General features: G+C 66.2%; 16 protein-coding genes and 1 riboswitch. Of the genes, 5 read left to right on the top strand and 11 right to left on the bottom strand.

All coding sequences use genetic code 11. From position 1 onward, the window contains the following. Positions 1-57 precede the first annotated feature (57 nt). The 7 genes from IP65_RS11260 to metA all read right to left on the bottom strand — a co-directional run bounded on the left by IP65_RS11260 (position 58) and on the right by metA (position 8,093). Positions 58-1,581: a peptide chain release factor 3 gene (locus tag IP65_RS11260; RefSeq protein ID WP_022676507.1), complete on the bottom strand. Its 1,524-nt coding sequence runs from the start codon at positions 1,579-1,581 to the stop codon at positions 58-60. Positions 1,582-1,593: 12 nt separating this feature from the next. Then, positions 1,594-2,481, bottom strand: a complete 888-nt coding sequence (locus IP65_RS11255) for an aldose 1-epimerase family protein (protein WP_054131771.1) — start codon at positions 2,479-2,481, stop codon at positions 1,594-1,596. A gap of 150 nt (positions 2,482-2,631) precedes the next feature. Next, entirely contained in the window at positions 2,632-5,022 is a 2,391-nt protein-coding gene (gene pheT / locus IP65_RS11250) for a phenylalanine--tRNA ligase subunit beta (RefSeq protein ID WP_054131770.1), read from the bottom strand. Continuing rightward, entirely contained in the window at positions 5,019-6,119 is a 1,101-nt protein-coding gene (pheS, locus tag IP65_RS11245) for a phenylalanine--tRNA ligase subunit alpha (protein ID WP_054131769.1), read from the bottom strand. The genes pheT and pheS overlap by 4 nt, the downstream gene beginning before the upstream one ends. Positions 6,120-6,356: 237 nt before the next feature. Continuing rightward, complete coding sequence (rplT, locus tag IP65_RS11240) at positions 6,357-6,719, bottom strand: 50S ribosomal protein L20 (protein ID WP_054131768.1); 363 nt, start codon at positions 6,717-6,719, stop codon at positions 6,357-6,359. A 12-nt stretch (positions 6,720-6,731) separates the two neighbouring features. Next, positions 6,732-6,935 carry a 50S ribosomal protein L35 gene (rpmI, locus tag IP65_RS11235; RefSeq protein WP_054131767.1) on the bottom strand — a complete coding sequence of 68 codons (204 nt, stop codon included), beginning with the start codon at positions 6,933-6,935 and terminating at the stop codon, positions 6,732-6,734. A 261-nt stretch (positions 6,936-7,196) separates the two neighbouring features. Beyond that, on the bottom strand, positions 7,197-8,093 hold the full coding sequence (metA, locus tag IP65_RS11230; protein WP_054131766.1) for a homoserine O-succinyltransferase: 897 nt from the start codon (positions 8,091-8,093) through the stop codon (positions 7,197-7,199). 72 nt (positions 8,094-8,165) lie between these two features. Next, positions 8,166-8,277, bottom strand: a riboswitch (SAM-I-IV-variant riboswitch). Positions 8,278-8,421: 144 nt separating this feature from the next. Here metA and IP65_RS11225 point away from each other — a divergent pair. Both IP65_RS11225 and bfr read left to right on the top strand, forming a co-directional pair. Then, positions 8,422-8,601 (top strand): bacterioferritin-associated ferredoxin, encoded by a 180-nt coding sequence (locus IP65_RS11225; protein WP_022676501.1) that lies wholly within the window; start codon positions 8,422-8,424, stop codon positions 8,599-8,601. Between the two features lie 97 nt (positions 8,602-8,698). Further along, on the top strand, positions 8,699-9,178 hold the full coding sequence (gene bfr / locus IP65_RS11220; protein ID WP_054131765.1) for a bacterioferritin: 480 nt from the start codon (positions 8,699-8,701) through the stop codon (positions 9,176-9,178). A 124-nt stretch (positions 9,179-9,302) separates the two neighbouring features. Here the strand turns inward: bfr and IP65_RS11215 are convergent, their stop codons facing one another. From IP65_RS11215 to IP65_RS11205, 3 genes are all read right to left on the bottom strand, one after another. After that, complete coding sequence (locus tag IP65_RS11215; protein ID WP_022676499.1) at positions 9,303-10,586, bottom strand: amidohydrolase family protein; 1,284 nt, start codon at positions 10,584-10,586, stop codon at positions 9,303-9,305. 77 nt (positions 10,587-10,663) lie between these two features. Next, complete coding sequence (locus tag IP65_RS11210) at positions 10,664-11,434, bottom strand: SDR family NAD(P)-dependent oxidoreductase (protein ID WP_054131764.1); 771 nt, start codon at positions 11,432-11,434, stop codon at positions 10,664-10,666. 26 nt (positions 11,435-11,460) lie between these two features. Beyond that, positions 11,461-12,252 carry an inositol monophosphatase family protein gene (locus tag IP65_RS11205; protein WP_054131763.1) on the bottom strand — a complete coding sequence of 264 codons (792 nt, stop codon included), beginning with the start codon at positions 12,250-12,252 and terminating at the stop codon, positions 11,461-11,463. A 151-nt stretch (positions 12,253-12,403) separates the two neighbouring features. On the opposite strand from IP65_RS11205, the gene IP65_RS11200 reads away from it, so the two are divergent. Continuing rightward, positions 12,404-13,348, top strand: a complete 945-nt coding sequence (locus tag IP65_RS11200; RefSeq protein ID WP_054131762.1) for a helix-turn-helix domain-containing protein — start codon at positions 12,404-12,406, stop codon at positions 13,346-13,348. 24 nt (positions 13,349-13,372) lie between these two features. On the opposite strand, the gene IP65_RS11195 is transcribed toward IP65_RS11200, so the two are convergent. After that, positions 13,373-14,308, bottom strand: a complete 936-nt coding sequence (locus IP65_RS11195) for a ribose-phosphate pyrophosphokinase (RefSeq protein WP_022676495.1) — start codon at positions 14,306-14,308, stop codon at positions 13,373-13,375. 170 nt (positions 14,309-14,478) lie between these two features. On the opposite strand from IP65_RS11195, the gene IP65_RS11190 reads away from it, so the two are divergent. Both IP65_RS11190 and IP65_RS11185 read left to right on the top strand, forming a co-directional pair. Then, entirely contained in the window at positions 14,479-16,146 is a 1,668-nt protein-coding gene (locus IP65_RS11190) for an NAD+ synthase (RefSeq protein ID WP_054131761.1), read from the top strand. A gap of 146 nt (positions 16,147-16,292) precedes the next feature. Next, entirely contained in the window at positions 16,293-16,739 is a 447-nt protein-coding gene (locus IP65_RS11185; protein ID WP_156306539.1) for a hypothetical protein, read from the top strand. Positions 16,740-16,795 lie beyond the last annotated feature (56 nt).

Here is a 16,795-nt window from a genome sequence, read left to right as displayed (position 1 = left end):
GGACGGCACCCGAGAGATGATGCCGCCCAATCCGCGTACCCGATCACAAACAGCGCTTTAACGTTCCTTGGTGGCGCTGAACGCCAGGTCGGGGTTGCGTTCCTGCTGATAGCTCACGTCCCAGGCCGAGCGCGCCATGAAGACGGGATCGCCATCGCGGTCCTTGGCCAGGTTCGACAGGTTGAAATCGGCAAAGGCCCGCAAGGCCTCGGGCGTGCCCTTGAGCCAGCGCGCGGTATCGAATGGCGAGGGTTCGAGCACGGCCTCGACCTTGTATTCCGCTTCCAGCCGGCTGATCAGCACGTCGAGCTGCAGCTGCCCGACCACGCCCACGATCCACTGTGAGCCGATTTCCGGGTAGAACACCTGGATCACGCCCTCTTCGGAAAGATCGTCGAGCGCCTTGCGCAGCTGCTTGGTCTTGGTCGGGTCTTTCAGCACCACGCGGCGCAGGATTTCGGGCGCGAAGTTGGGCAGCCCGGTAAAGCGCACGTCGTTCTTTTCCGACAGCGTATCGCCCACGCGCAGCGTGCCGTGGTTGGGAATGCCGATGATATCGCCCGCTTCGGCACTATCGGCAATCTCGCGGTCCTGGGCAAAGAACAGGATCGGCGAATGCACCGCGATCGGCTTGCCCAGGCCTGAGGGGGTCAGCTTCATGCCGCGCTTGAACGTGCCCGATACCATGCGCATGAACGCGATGCGGTCACGGTGCTGCGGGTCCATGTTGGCCTGCACCTTGAAGATGAAGCCGGTCACGTCCTCGCGCGTCGGGTCGATCGTGCCCTGGTCGCTGGCCTGCGGGCGCGGCGGCGGGGCAAAGCGGTCGATCGCGGCGATCAGTTCGGCCACGCCAAAGTTCTTGAGCGCCGATCCGAAATAGACCGGGGTCAAGTCACCATGGCGATAGGCGGCCAGATCAAACTGCGGATAGCCTTCGCGGCCCAGCTCGATCTCTTCGGCAAATTCATCGGGAATGGCCCCAGCGGCCGGATCGCGCTTGCCCAGGAACTCGCGGCTGTCACCTTCGGGACGGGCGATGGTTTCGCTGGCAAAGTCATAGACGCCTTCGAAGATGCCGCCCATGCCCACCGGCCAGCTCATCGGCGCAACGTCGAGCGCCAGGGCATCGGCCACCTCGTCGAGCGTTTCGAACACCGGGCGGCCTTCGCGGTCCACCTTGTTGACGAAGGTGATGATCGGCACTGAGCGCATGCGGCACACTTCGAACAGCTTGCGCGTCTGCGGCTCGATCCCCTTGGCCGCGTCGATCACCATGATCGCCGAATCGACCGCGGTGAGCGTGCGATAGGTATCTTCGGAAAAGTCTTCGTGGCCCGGGGTATCGAGCAGGTTGAAGACGGTGCCGTCCTTCTGGAACGTCATGACCGACGAGGTCACCGAAATGCCGCGCTGCTGCTCGATCTTCATCCAGTCAGACCGGGCACGCCGCGCCTGGCCGCGCGCCTTCACTTCGCCAGCCAGGTGGATGGCGCCGCCTTGCAGCAGCAGCTTTTCCGTCAGCGTGGTCTTGCCCGCGTCGGGGTGGGAAATGATGGCAAAGGTGCGGCGATTGGACATAGTCCGCGCCGCTTAGCCGCCCCTGACGGTCACGTCCATGCGGAAGCTGCGGCTCTCGCCCGGGGCAAGCAGGACGATGCCCGGCTTTTGCGTGATATCGCCGGTAAAGCCTTCGGGATCGGCATGGCCCGCCCAGGGCTCGATGCAGATATAGTGCGCGCCGGGCACCTGCCACAGGCCCAGCATCGCCATGTCGGGGAACGCCACGTCGAGTGCCGGGCCGCCTTCCACGCCATAGGTCAGCGCGCGGCTGGCGAGGTCGGTCCAGATCACCGCGTCGTTGGTGAACAGTTGCTCGCGCAGCGGCAGCATGCGGCCGCGCACCGGGGTGGCATAACGGCGTTCGAGCACCAGCCCGGTCTGCTTGTTGACCCGCGCGATCGGCTCAGGCTCGTCCTTGGTGAAGACCAGGCGGTGGGCATGCTTGTCGGTGCTGCCCGGCAAAGGCCAGGCAAAGGCTGGGTGATAGCCAAAACTGAACGGCAGCGTTTCATTACCCGGATTGCTGACGGTCGCGGTCACCGCCAGGGTCGCCCCTTCCACGGCAAAGGCCATGTCGAGCACGAAGGCAAAGGGATAGACCGCCCGCGTCTCGGCCGAATCGCGCAGGCGGAAATGCGCCGTGGCGCCATCATGGGCGACGAGCGCAAAATCAGACCGGCGGGCAAAGCCATGGCGCGGCAGCGTATAGGCCTTGCCAGCGTGATGCAGCGTATCGCCGGCCAGCGAGCCGACGATCGGGAACAGCACCGGGGCATGGCCCGTCCAGAACGCCGGATCGGCATCGGTCATCCACTGTTGCCCGGCGCGGTCGGTGATCGACCACAGCTCTGCCCCCAGCGGATTGATCGCGGCGGTCAGCGTCTCGGACGCGATCGTGACAAGAGCAGGCTGGGTCATGGCCACAGGGTATGGCCAGAGCACGCGCTCTTCGCAAGTGCGGTATGATCAGGCGTTGCGCGAGTGCCCTTCGACAAGCTCAGGGCGAACGGGCACAGACAAAACCTGAAATCCCGTTCGGGCTGAGCCTGTCGAAGCCCAAAGGCTGCTCTAGCCGCGCAGAACGCCGCCCTGCTTGGCCGCAGCGGCGACGATCTTGTCGGAAATCGCCTTGAGAGCGGCTTCGTCAAAGCTCTTGTCGCCTGGCTGCAGCGTCACCTCGATGGCCAGGCTGCGCTGTCCTTCGGGAACGCCCTGGCCGCGGAAATCGTCGAACACGCGGGCAGCGACAATGCTGGCCTTGTCCGCGCCCTTGACCGCACGCAGCACGTCGCCCGCCGGCACCTTGGCATCTACCAGGAACGCAAAGTCGCGCGTCACGGCCTGGAGCGCAGGCGGAGCAAAGTGCGGGCGGGCAAAGCCCGGCGCAGCCTTCTTGGCCGGCACGCGATCGAGGAACAGTTCGACCACCGCAACCGGCACATCCAGGCCAAAGGCCTTGGCCGTGGCGGGATGGATCATGCCAAAGCGCGCCAGAACCTGCTTGGGGCCAAGGCGCAGCGTGGCCGACTGGCCGGGATGGAACTGGCTGCCCGCCTCGCCCATCACCTGCAGGTTCTCCACCGGAGCGCCGGCCTGGGCCAGCAGGGCCATGGCTTCGGCCTTGGCATCGAACGCGTCGAACGGCTGCGCCTTGCCGCTGGCCCAGCCGCGCGCGGTGCGCTCACCGGCCAGGACCACGGCCAGGCTGAGGCGTTCATCGCTGCTACCATCGTCGGCGCGCAGATAGCGGCGGCCGATCTCGAACAGGCGCACGCTGGACGCGCCGCGATCGCAATTGCGCCGTGCCGCCGCCAGCAAGCCGGGCAGCAGCGAGGGGCGCATCGCCTTCAAGTCTTCCGAGATCGGATTGGCCAGCGTCCACACGAATTGCCCATCGGCAAAGTGTTCGGCCTGGGCCGGGGGCAGGAACGACCAGGTCACCGCCTCATGCAGCCCACGCGCGGCCGCCGCGCGGCGCAGGCGGCGTTCGAGCATCTGCACTGGCGTGGCCGTGGGCCGCGCCACGCCATCGGTGCGCGGCAGCGGGGTGGACGGCACGGCATCGAGGCCGTGCACGCGGATCACTTCCTCTACCAGATCGGGCGCGCCGGCGATGTCAGGGCGCCAGGTCGGCACGGTGACTGTCCAGTCCGCGTCCACGCCAAAGCCCAGGGCAGCGAGGATACGCTTCTGTTCGCCCTGGGCCACGGCAACGCCGCCAAGCTGCCCGGCCAGCGCCGGGTCATAGGCCAGGCTGCGCTGTGCCACCGGGGCCACGCCCACGCGCACCACTTCACTGGCCTGGCCGCCGCAGATCTCGAGGATCAGCGCGGTCAAAAGGTCCATGCCGGTATCGAGGAACGCAGGATCGACCCCGCGCTCGAACCGGCCGCGTGCGTCGCTGGCCAGCGCCAGCGCCTGCCCGGTGCGGGCGATATGCGCCGGGTCGAAATAGGCCACTTCGAGCAGCACATCGGTGGTCGCTTCCGAACAGCCGGAATGCTCGCCGCCCATGATGCCGCCGATATCGTGCACGCCAGCGTCGTCGGCAATCACGGTCATGAACGGCTGGAGCACATATTCCTTGCCGTTGAGCGCGACGACGGTTTCGCCTTCGCGCGCCAGCCGGGCGGTGACGGCGCCGGTCAGCTTGGCCAGGTCATAGGCATGGGCCGGGCGGCCATAGCCGAGCATGACGTAATTTGTGATGTCCACCAGTGCCGAGATCGGGCGCTGGCCGGCAGCCTTGAGCCGGTCCTGCAGCCACTGCGGCGAGGCGCCGTTGGTCACACCCTTGATCACGCGGCCATAGAATGCCGGGCAGCCGGCCGCATCCTCGATGCGGATGTCGATCGGGCACGGTCCGGTGCCGGCCACCGGGGCCACGTCGATGGCGCGGAGCGTGCCGATGCCGGCCGCCGCCAGATCGCGGGCAATGCCATAGACGCCCATGCAATCGGGGCGGTTGGGCGTGATCGCCACGTCGAACACCGGGTCAGACCCGATATAGTCGGCAAACGATTGCCCCAGCGCGGTGTCTTCGGGCAGTTCGATGATGCCGTCGTGTTCCTCGCCCAGGCCCAGTTCGCGGGTGGAGCACATCATGCCGTTGGATTCGACACCGCGAATCGCGCTCTTGCGCAGTTCCATGCCATTGGCCGGAACGACTGCGCCTGGCAGGCCGAGCACGCCAACCAGGCCCGCGCGCGCATTGGGTGCGCCGCAAACCACCTGGAGCGGCGAGCCGTCACCCAGATCGACGCTGAGCACCTGGAGCTTGTCGGCCTGCGGATGCTTTTCCGCCGTCAGCACGCGGGCGACGCGGAACTGCTTGAGCGCGGCCGACGCGTCGGTCACGCTTTCGATTTCCAGGCCCAGGCTGGTGAGCTTTTCGGCAATCTCGGTGGCGCTCGCCTGGGTGTCGAGCAGGGCCTTGAGCCATGACAGGGAAAACTTCACGGCTTCACTCCCACGCCGCCCGAAAGGGTGGGCACGTCGAGCGCCCCGAATCCATAGTGGCCAAGCCAGCGGGCATCGCCATCGAAGAAGGCGCGCAGGTCATCCAGGCCGTACTTGAGCATGGCCAGGCGATCGACGCCGGTGCCAAAGGCAAAGCCCTGCCATTCATCTGGATCGAGCCCGCCAAATTCGATCACCTTGCGGTTGACCATGCCCGAGCCGAGCACTTCCATCCAGCCGCCGCCCGGCGCATCGCCGCTGCCGCCAACAACGCGCTTGCCACCCACCAGGGTATAGCCCACGTCCACTTCCACCGAGGGTTCGGTGAACGGAAAATAGCTGGGGCGCAGGCGCAGGACGATGTCGTCGCGCTCGAAGAAGGCCTTGAGGAAGGTTTCCAGCGTCCACTTGAGGTGGCCCAGGTGAATGCCCTTGTCGATCACCAGGCCTTCGATCTGGTGGAACATCGGCGTGTGCGTGGCGTCGCTGTCAGAGCGATAGACGCGGCCTGGCGCGATGATGCGCAAGGGCGCACCGTCTTTCAGCATGGCACGGATCTGCACCGGCGAGGTGTGCGTGCGCAGCAGCATGTCGCGCCCTTCCCCGTCCTTGTCCGGGAAATAGAACGTATCGTGCATCGCGCGCGCCGGATGCGTTTCGGGCATGTTGAGCGCGGTGAAGTTGTGCCAATCGTCTTCGATTTCCGGGCCGCTGGCCACGGCAAAGCCCATGTCGGCAAAGATTTCGGCCAGTTCGTCCATCACCTGACTGACCGGGTGGACGCTGCCGCGCGGGCTTTCCGGCGCGGGCAGCGACAGGTCCACCGCCTCGGCCGCCAGGCGCGCATCGAGCGCGGCGCTTTCCAGCGCAGCCTTGCGGGCAGCAAGCGCAGTGGTCACCGCCTCGCGCGCGCCGTGGATCTGCGGGCCCTTGGCCTGGCGCTCTTCCGGGCTCAACTGGCCCATGGTCTTGAGCAGGGCGGAAACCCAGCCCTGCTTGCCGAGCGCTGACACGCGGATCGCCTCCAGCGCATCGAGCGTGGTGGCATCGGCAATGGCGCCGAGCGTTTCGGCCTGCTGTTGGTCTAGCTGTTCCATCGCGCCTGCCGCTAGCGCTTTGCGGGGCAGAAGGGAAGATGGGTTGCGTGTGTTGGGGAGTGGCAACATGCCCTCCCCCAACCCCTCCCGCAAGCGGGAGGGGAGCCTGGTTGCTCTCCCCCTCCCGCCTGCGGGAGGGGGGCGGGGGGAGGGCATGTTCGCGGAAACCCCCAAAAGCAAAAGGCGCCCGCTCCTTTCGGAACGAGCGCCTTTAAAAGCTGTCTCGCGATCAGGCGATCAGGCGTCCGGAAGGGCAGCCTTGGCCTGGGCGATCACGGCCGCGAACACGCCGCCTTCGTTCATGGCGAGATCCGCCATGGCCTTGCGATCGAGTTCGATGCCGGCAAGCTTGGTGCCGTGGATGAACTGCGAATAGGTCAGGCCTTCAGCGCGGACGGCCGCGTTGATGCGCTGGATCCACAGAGCACGGAACGTGCGCTTCTTGACCTTGCGGTCGCGGTATGCGTACTGGCCAGCCTTTTCAACGGCTTGGCGGGCAACGCGGATCGTGTTCTTGCGACGGCCGCGGTAACCCTTGGCCTGGTCGAGAATACGCTTATGCTTGGCACGCGTGGTGGTGCCGCGCTTGATACGGGACATGGATCAGCCTCCTCAGTTCAGCCCGTAGGGCGCCCACTTCTTGATCACCCGCGCGTCAGCGTCGGAGATCACGTCGGTGCCGCGGTTCTGGCGGATGTACTTGGCGTTGTGGCTGATCAGGCGGTGGCGCTTGCCGGCCACGCCGTGCTTCACCTTGCCCGTAGCGGTAAGCTTGAAGCGCTTCTTCACACCGCTCTTGGTCTTGAGCTTGGGCATTTTCGTCTCCTTGTTCGACGCGGTGTACCTGCCGTGGCAGCCCTATGTGGCCAGGCAGGAACGCAGATCCGCGTGGATTGAAGGGGCGGCCCTTAACGAGGGTGGGCCGGTTTGGCAACTTGATTCGGGCGGGTGGGGAACTGCCCCCCCACCACCCGCTGCGCGGGCGGTCCCCCTCCCCACGGCGTGGGGAGGATCGAGGAGGTCCTCCCCGCTTGGCGGGGAGGTGGCAGGCCGCAGGCCTGACGGAGGGGCAACAGGTCAGCCGATATCGTCCAGATTGAACGGCGTGGTCTGATAGACCTCGTTGATCCAGTTGCCGAACAGCTGGTGCCCATGCGTGCGCCAGGTGTTGCGCGGCAGCTGGGCCGGGTCGTTGTGCGGATAATAGTGGCGCGGCACGATCCGTTCGCCATCGCGGCGATATTCGGTATCGAGCGTGAGCGTATCGTATTCCAGGTGGTTGAACATGTGGATGGCGCGATGGGCCGGATCATCGACCAGGCACGGCCCGACCTCTTCACTGTCGAGCAGCACGGCAAGGCCGGCGGGCAGATCTGCGGCGCGAATCTCGCTCCAGCGCGAGACGGGCACGGGCACCACATCAGACATCCCGCGCAGCCAGGGGCTGGCCGGGGCGCGGTTGACGTGATCGAACACGCCATGCGCCTTGGCGCCCAGGGCATGCTTGGGCACGCCGTGGAAATGCGCCAGCGCCGCCATTGCGCCCCAGCAGATCGTCAGCAGGCGGTGGCAGTGGGTCTGGCTCCAGTCAAAAATCTGGCGCAACTCGTCCCAATAGGTCACCTCGCCATAGTCCATGGTTTCGACCGGCGCGCCGGTAACGATCAGGCCATCGAAGCGCTCTTCGCGCACGGCGGAAAACGGCGAATAGAACTCGGCAAGGTGCCCGGCCGAGGTGGTCTTGCTGACATGGCCCGACAGGCGCACCAGCTTCAGCTCGATCTGCAGCGGCGTGGCGCCAAGCAGGCGCGCCACCTGGGTTTCGGTGGTGATCTTGTCGGGCATCAAGTTAAGCAGGGCGATGCGCAAGGGGCGGATATCCTGCCGCGCGGCCTCGGTTTCGCCCATCACGATCACGCCTTCGGCTTCCAGCGTGCGGCGGGCGGGGAGGTTATCGGCGATCCTGATCGGCACGGGCGTAGCTTTCCTTCAAATCCTGCACAGCCAAATCCTGTACAGCGCGAGAGGAGGGAAAGACGCCTGGGGCTTGCTCCGCTTGGTTGCCGGATCGGCCACATCCTCCCGTCAGGGAGCGCCACCTTGCCCGGAAACCGGCAGGTTGGCGTTGGGGCGTCGCCCCCAACTCTCGATGCTGGCCGCCCATGTAGCGGGCGCCCATGCGCATTGCAAGGCGTGCCCGGAACGCTACGCAACCGGCGGCAAGGATCGCTTTACCCCTTGCTCATGAGAATGAATCGCATTACCTTGCGAATCGTTCTCATGAGCGAAAGCACTCAGCGCCATGTACATCTGCATCTGCAATGCCATCCGCGAGAAAGATCTGCGCCAGGCCGCCCGTTGCCACGCCCGCGGCGATGCCGAAGCGCTCTATGGAACGCTGGGCTGCCAGGCACAGTGCCGACAGTGCCTGGACGATGCCGACGACGTGGTGGCCGACGAGCGCGCCTGCGCGATGGCGTGATAAGGCGGACCGTGGTGCGCGGCGCAACTGCGCATTGCCCCGGCTCCCTCGCTCGCTTACCCTGCCTTCCAGTTCAACGGCATAGGAAGGTTCGGCCATGAAGGGCGATGCCAAGGTCATCGAGTTTCTGAACAAGGCCCTGTTCAACGAACTGACCGCGATCAACCAATACTGGCTGCACTATCGCCTGCTCTCGCACTGGGGCGTGAAGAAGCTCGCTGATTTCGAACGGCACGAATCGATTGACGAGATGAAGCACGCCGATCTCCTGGCCGATCGCATCCTGTTCCTGGATGGGTTGCCCAATTTCCAGGCGCTGGGCCGTCTGAAAGTGGGCGAGTCGGTGGAGGAAGTGCTCAAGGCCGACCTAGCCCTGGAATACGAGGCGGTGCCCCTGCTGAAAGACGGCATCGCCCATTGCGAGACGGTGCGCGACTATGTCAGCCGCGATCTGCTGCAAAAGATCCTCGAAAGCGAGGAAGAGCATATCGACACGCTCGAAACCCAGCTCGACCTGATCAAGCAGATGGGCATCCACAACTATATCCAGTTGAACAGCCAGGCGGCGGAGGAGTGAGCGCGGCTTGGGGCGGGTGGGAACATGCCCTCCCCCAGCCCCTCCCGCACGCGGGAGGGGAGTAGAGGTGCCCCCTTCAAGTCCCCCTCCCGCGTGCGGGAGGGGTTAGGGGAGGGCTTGTTGCTTACTGCGCGGCCTTCACCACCTCGCCACCCTTCATCACGAAAGCGACGTGTTCCAGCGTGCGCACGTCAGCCAGCGGATCGCCGTCGACGGCGATGAGATCGCCATAACGGCCCGTGGCAATGGCGCCCACGTCAGCCGTGCGATCGAGCGCTTCGGCGGCGCTCTTGGTGGCGGCCTGGATCGCCTCGATCGGGGTCATGCCCCATTCCACCATCTTCGCGAACTGGCGCGCGTTGTAGCCGTTGGGATAGACGCCGCCATCGGTGCCGAACAGCAGCTTGACCCCGGCAGCATGCGCGGCGCGGAAGGTTTCGCGCTGCTTGCGGCCGATCATCTTTTCCTTGGCCAGGCTTTCCGGGAAGACGCCGTTCTTCTCGCCTTCGGCCAGGATATAGTCGTCGTTGTAGATATCCATGTCGAGCCAGGCGCCCTTGGCCTTGGCCAGCTTGAAGCTTTCCTCGTCGGCCAGGCTGGCGTGCTCGATCGTGTCGATCCCGGCGCGCAGCGCGTCGTTGATGCCGGCGGTGCCATGGGCATGGGCCGCGACGCGCATGCCGAGCATGTGGGCCTCGTCGGCCACGGCCTTGAGTTCGTCAAAGCTCATCTGCTGGGCGCCGACCGAATCGGTCTTGGAAAAGACGCCGCCGGTGGCGCAGATCTTGATCACTTCCGCGCCATACTTGCGCACCTTGCGCACCAGCGCGCGGAACTCTTCGGGCGTGTTGGCGATCTGCGGCGAAGGCACAGTGATCGAGGGCGGAAATTCGGTAGAATCGCAATGGCCGCCGGTGGCACCCAGGGCATAGGTCGCTGGCACGATGCGCGGCCCGGGCACATAGCCCAATTCGATCCCCTGCTTGAGCGCGACGTCGTCATAGTTGGCCGAGCCGACGTTGCGCACCGTGGTAAAGCCGGCTTCCACCGTCTTGCGGGCATTGGCGACACCGATCACGGTCGACAGGTTGTCGGTAAACTCCAGCCCGCGATAGCCGCTGAGCGTGGGATCGCCGGTCAGGTGCACGTGCATGTCGATGAGGCCGGGCAGCAGCGTGCGCTGTCCCAGATCGACCACTTCGGCCCCGGCGGGCACCGCATCGCCACTCTTGCCAACGGCCGTGATACGGCCATCGGTGATCACCACTTGCGCGCCATCGACCCGCTTGCCGGCCAGCACGTCGATCATGTGCGCGGCGCGCACCACCACGGTCTTGGCCTGCGCGCTGCCGGTTGCCAGCGCCACCAGCGCGGCCGCTCCCAGCGCCACGCTCTTTATCGTTGTCATGCACCATCCTCTTGTTGGGGGATGGCAGGCAAGGTTGCATGAGCAACGATATTGAACAAGTGTCTAATCGGCCGCCATCATTCGGCGTAGATCATCTTGCGGGTCATGCCGCCGTCCACCACGATCTGCTGCCCGGTGACGAAGCCGGCATCCGGGCTGGCGAGCCAGGCAATGGTGGTGGCAATGTCCTGCACCGTGCCAACGCGCCCGGCAGGATGCTGCGCTTCATCGATGGGGCGGTGGTCCGCCGCGCGAGCGAGGTCGGTACGCTGCCACGGTCCGGTCTCGATCCAGCCGGGCAGCACGGCGTTGACCCGCACCTTCGGCCCCAGCCCCACCGCCATGGCATGGGTGAGCGCGCAGAGGCCGCCCTTGGCCGCAGCATAGGCGTATGTATCGGGTTCGGACTGCAAGGCCCGCGTTGACGCGATGTTGACCACGCTGGCGCCGCTGCGCCGTTGCAGCAATGGCAGGGCGGCACGGCTGCACAGGAACGCGGCGGTGAGCGAAGCATCGATCCAGCGCTGCCAGTCGGCCAGGGCCAGGTCTTCCAGCGGGCCGCAATAGGGATCGGCGATGCCGGCGTTGTTGACCAGGCAATCGATACCATCGCCTGCCCAGGCGGCAATGCGGGCAAAGGCGCGGGCCACGGGCTTTTCCCGGCCCACGTCGCAAGCGATCGTCAAGCCCTGCCCGCGCGGCAGCATGGCCCCCAGTTCCTTGAGCGCCTTGGCATCGCGATCAAGCGCGACCACGCGCCAGCCGAGTGCGGCAAAGTGCAAGGCGGTGCCCCGGCCGATACCGGCGCCCGCGCCCGTGATCACGATGGTGGATGCAGCAGCCGTCATGCCAGGCACAACGCGGCCGAAGCCGTTCAGTGCCGGTGGCTGTGCCCTGCGGCCAGCGCTTCGATCACGTCGTCCAGGCGCGCCGGATCGCCCAAGGCAAGGACGTGGCCTTCCGAACCGATATGCAGCGGATCGCCATTCCAATCGGACATCGTGCCGCCCGCCCCTTCGACCACTGGCACCAGCGCGGCCCAATCGTGCAGCTTGAGGCCCGCCTCGCACACGATGTCGAGCTGGCCAGTGGCGAGCATGGCATAGTTGTAGCAATCGCCACCCATCACCATGCGGCGGTAATCGGTCTGGCCGGCCAGCGCCATGAAGTGATCGCCTTCATGCTGGCTGAAATAGTGCGGCCCGGTGGTGGCGATCGTCGCCTCGGCCAGTTCGCGGCAGGGGCGGGTCTTTACCGGCTGGCCGTTGAGCGTAGTTTCGCGGCCCGAGGCGCCCAGCCAGCGTTCGTTGGCAATCGGCTGGTCGATCACGCCCATCACCGGAAAGCCATCGACCAAGAGCGCGATCAGCGTGCCGAACAGCGCGCGCCCGGCGAGGAAGCCGGCCGTGCCATCGATCGGATCGAGCACCCAGCTGCGGCCCGAAGTGCCCTCGCGCGTGCCGAATTCCTCGCCGATGACGGTGTCATCGGGGCGCTCAGCGGCCAGAATGGTACGCATCGCCTCTTCTGCCGCGCGGTCTGCCAGGGTCACCGGCGTGGCATCCCCCTTGCGTTCAGCGGTCACACTGCGAAAATAGGGGCGGATCGCGGCGCCAGCAGCGTCGGCCAGGCGGTGGGCCAGGGCAATGTCGTCATCGAGCTTCATGGCCCAGTGCTTTGCCGATCGGGCCGAAGCGGTCAAGAACGTTGCTCCGGCCCGGTGCGGCACGGCGGCAGTACAGGGGCAGGATGCAACATTTGAGGTTTGCGGAAGGCGGATAAGAGCGCAAGCAGGGCATTCAGGGGGCAAAGCAAGCATGAGTCGCCAGATCAGGCCGGCTGTGGACCGGGCGATTGCGCCGGCCGCGGGATTCACCCGCCAGGGGCAGCCACTGTCTTACAACCGCGCGCCAGCGCCCGACCTGGCGCCGTGGATCGGCCGTTTCTATGTCACCGTGGTCGATGCCCCGGCGGGCCATGCCCTGCAATGCGGGCTACTGGCCGATACCGCCTGCATCCGCGTGCAACTGCGCGGGGAATGGACAGCGCAGACCCGCGATGGCTTGCGCGCGCTGGGCCGGGCGGCGCTGGTGTTTGGCCCCAATACCAAGCGCATGGCCGTGGGCGTGACCGGCAGCTTTACCAGCGTGGGCGCCGTGTTGCGTCCGGGCGCGGCCCACGTTCTGGCCCGCCTGCCCGAGGCCGAACTGACCGACCGCTTTGCCACGATCGACCAGTTGGGCCTGAACCCCGATCATTGGCTGGAGATGTTCGATCCGGCCGCCTCGCCCGAAGACTGGTGCCAGGCGATGGAAGAGGCCCTGCGCGCCGTGATCGCCTGGCGCGGCACGGCAGAACCCGATGCGGTTTCCGCCCGGTTCGAGGCGGCGGCGCTGGCCAACCCCGCCATCGGCGTGGGCGAATTTGCCCAGCAATGCGGGATCGAGCAGCGCCGGCTGGAGCGGATCGTACGGCGCGATTTCGGCATGACGCCCAAGCAGGTGCTGCGCCGGGCCCGCGCGCTCGACATGGCGAGCCACCTGCGCGGCGTGGCCGACGATGCCGAAGGGGAAACCCTGGCGCTGCGCTATTACGACCAGAGCCACCTGATCCGCGAATTTACCGCGATGTTCGGCATGTCGCCACGCCAGTTCGTCGATCTGGCGCAGCCGCTGATGACGCTGTCGCTGGAAACCCGCCAGGCACGCCGCCTGGAAATGACCGAGCGGATTGCACCGGGCGGCATCCGGCCCTGGCAGTAATACCCAGGACCGGATCGCGCGGGATCAGTCGAACAGGCTGGAGACCGAGCTTTCGTCGGCAATGCGGCGGATCGCCTCGCCGATCAGCGGAGCGATGGTCAGGATGCGGATGCTGTCGCAGTCCTTGGTCGCTTCGGTCGGCAGGATGGTGTCGGTGATCACCAGTTCCTTGAGCGCCGAATTGCCGACGCGGGCCACAGCCGCGCCCGACAGCACGCCGTGGGTGATATAGGCCGCGACCCCGGCCGCACCGGCATCCATGAGGGCCTGCGCCGCGTTGCACAGCGTGCCGCCCGAATCGATGATATCGTCGATCAGGATGCACATGCGGCCCTTCACGTCGCCGATGATGTTCATCACTTCGGACTGGCCGGGACGATCGCGGCGCTTGTCGACGATGGCCAGCGGCGCATTGTCGAGCCGCTTGGCCAGGGCGCGGGCGCGCACCACGCCGCCCACGTCGGGCGAGACAACCATCAGTTCCTGCCCGCCGTAACGGGTCTGGATATCGGCGGCCATGACCGGCGCGGCAAACAGGTTGTCCGTCGGGATATCGAAGAAGCCCTGGATCTGCCCGGCGTGAAGATCGACCGCGAGCACGCGATCGGCCCCGGCCGTGGTAATCAGGTTGGCCACCAGCTTGGCCGAGATCGGCGTGCGCGGACCCGGCTTGCGGTCCTGGCGGGCATAGCCGAAGTACGGCACCACGGCGGTGATCCGCTTGGCCGAGGCGCGGCGCAGCGCGTCGATGCAGATCAGCAGCTCGAGCAGGTTGTCGTTGGCGGGATAGCTGGTGGACTGCACTAGGAAGACATCTTCGCCGCGCACGTTCTCGTGGATTTCCACGAAGACTTCCTCGTCGGCAAAGCGGCGCACCGAGGCGTCGGTCAGCGGCAGTTCCAGATAGGCCGCAATGGCGCGGGCCAGCGGCAGGTTGCCGTTGCCGGACATGATCTTCATGGCGTTTCCCTCGAGTCCTTTGGTGATCCTGATCCTCGCGCCGCCCTTAGCCCAAGATGACAGTTTTGCAACGCCCCAGCGTCCCGAACGGGCCGCAAACAGGCCGTTTTGCGCCCCACCACGGTACAGCCCCCTTGCCCGCCATGGCTGATGCCGCCTAGGGTCTGGCCATGGCCGACACACTGATCATCACGCTTGCACAACTCAACCAAAGGGTTGGCGACCTTGCCGCCAACGCCGCCGCGATGCTGGAGGTGCGGGCAAAGGCCCCGCGCAGCGACCTGATCGTCTTTCCGGAAATGCAGCTGATCGGCTATCCGCCCGAAGACCTGATCCTGAAACCCGCGCTGATCGAACGTGCGGCGGTGGAACTGGAACAGCTGGCGCGCGCCACCGCCGATGGCGGCCCGGCGATGCTGGTGGGATCGGTGTTCGTGCGCGACGGCGCGCTGCACAACGGCGTGGCGCTGCTCGATGGCGGCAAGATCGTGGCCACGCGCTTCAAGTACGAGCTGCCCAACTATGGCACGTTCGACGAAAAGCGCCTGTTCCTGCCCGGCCCGCTGCCCGAACCGGTGCCGTTTCGCGGCGCCGTTCTGGGCCTGCCGATCTGCGAGGATATCTGGCATCCCGACGTGTGCCGCCACCTGGCGCAGCTGGGCGCGGAAATCTTCCTCTGCGTCAACGGCAGCCCTTACGAGATCGACAAGGACGTGCTGCGCATCGATGGCGTGGCGAAGCGCCGCGCGATCGATACCGGCATTCCGCTCGCCTATGTCAACCGCGTCGGCGGGCAGGACGAGGTGGTATTCGATGGCGCCAGCTTCGTCGTCGGCCCGGAAGGCGCGCTGTGGGCGCAGCTTCCCGAATGGGAAGAGGCCGTGGTCGAAACGGTGTGGAACAAGGTGCCGTCCGGCAACAGCCACCGCTGGCGCTGCCAGGCAGCCGAGGTGGCCGAGCCGACCGAGCATCCCGAAGACATCTATTGCGCCATGGTCATGGCGCTGCGCGACTATGTGAACAAGAACCGCTTTCCCGGCGTGCTGCTCGGGCTTTCCGGCGGGATCGATTCGGCGCTCTGCGCCGCGATCGCGGTCGATGCATTGGGTGCCGACCGGGTGTGGTGCGTGATGCTGCCCAGCCGCTATACCAGCCAGGAAAGCCTGGACGATGCCGCAGGCTGTGCCCAGATGCTGGGCGTGCGGCTCGATACCGTGCCGATCGCGCCGGCGGTGGACGGCTTTACCGATATGCTCAGCCCCCTGTTTGCCGGGCGTGAGCCCGACCTGACCGAAGAGAACCTGCAATCGCGCATCCGCGGCACCACGCTGATGGCCCTGTCCAACAAGTTCGGGCCGATGCTGGTCACCACCGGCAACAAGAGCGAGATGAGCGTGGGCTATGCCACCATCTATGGTGACATGAACGGCGGCTACAATCCGCTCAAGGACGCCTACAAGACCACCGTCTTTGCCCTCTCGCGCTGGCGCAACGAACACCGCCCGCGCATCGGCATGGGACCGGACGGGCCGGTGATGCCCGAGCGGATCATCACCAAGCCACCCAGCGCAGAACTGCGCCCCGACCAGAAGGACGAGGATTCGCTGCCGCCCTATGACGTGCTCGATGCCATCCTGCTGGGCCTGGTCGAGCACGAAAAGAGCGTATCGCAGATCACCGCCGAAGGGTTCGAGCGCGCCACGGTGGAGCGCATCGAGCGGCTGCTGCACCTGGCCGAGTACAAGCGGCGCCAGGCCCCGCCGGGGGTGAAGCTGGGCATGCGCAATTTCGGGCGCGATCGGCGCTATCCGATCACGCAGGGCTTCCGTACGGCCTGACATCTTTTCGCGCGATGTTTGCAAACGCCGGCTGCCCCTGGGGTGGCCGGCGTTTGTTGTTGCGCTCAAGCGTGCCATTTTTGCGAATGATTCGCATTGACGACGCGGAGCCACCGCCGTACGCTGCGAATCGTTCTCAAAAAGGAGTGCCGCTCTTGTCCACTTCGACCACTGCATCGGCCGCGGCCACGATTGCCGCGTTGGCCCGCCCCCAGGATGTGCGGGCATTGTCCCTGACAGCCCTGCACGTGGTCATGGCCATGCGCCTGTCGGCCATGTTCGAGCGCGCGGGGCGCGACCCTATCCCCGACCTGGCGCAACGCTATCGCAGCATCGAGACCGCCGCCGCGGTCCATGCGCTGGTGCGCCGGGTGATCCGCACCTGGCCCGAACGCTTCCTCGTCAACCGTCCGTGCCAGCTTACCATGACGCCCGACGAGGCAACTCTGGCGGCCATGGTGCGCCATGCCCTGCTGGCCGATAACGAGGGTTTTGCCGGCATGCTGCAGGGGTTCGTTCGGGCCGACCGGCAGGACGGCCTCTACCACGCCACCCAACACGCGGCCGCGTTGCTGTCAGGACGCAGCGCGTAACCGCGTGCCCGTTCCGGGCCGGCACTCCCCCGGCGCTGCAGTGCCCCGCTCCTGCC

It is taken from the genome of Novosphingobium sp. AAP1, from assembly GCF_001295765.1.
GTDB classification, from domain to species: Bacteria; Pseudomonadota; Alphaproteobacteria; order Sphingomonadales; family Sphingomonadaceae; genus Novosphingobium; species Novosphingobium capsulatum.
Note: the sequence above shows the minus strand (reverse complement) of the source record. Positions and strands in the feature narration are given on the sequence as shown.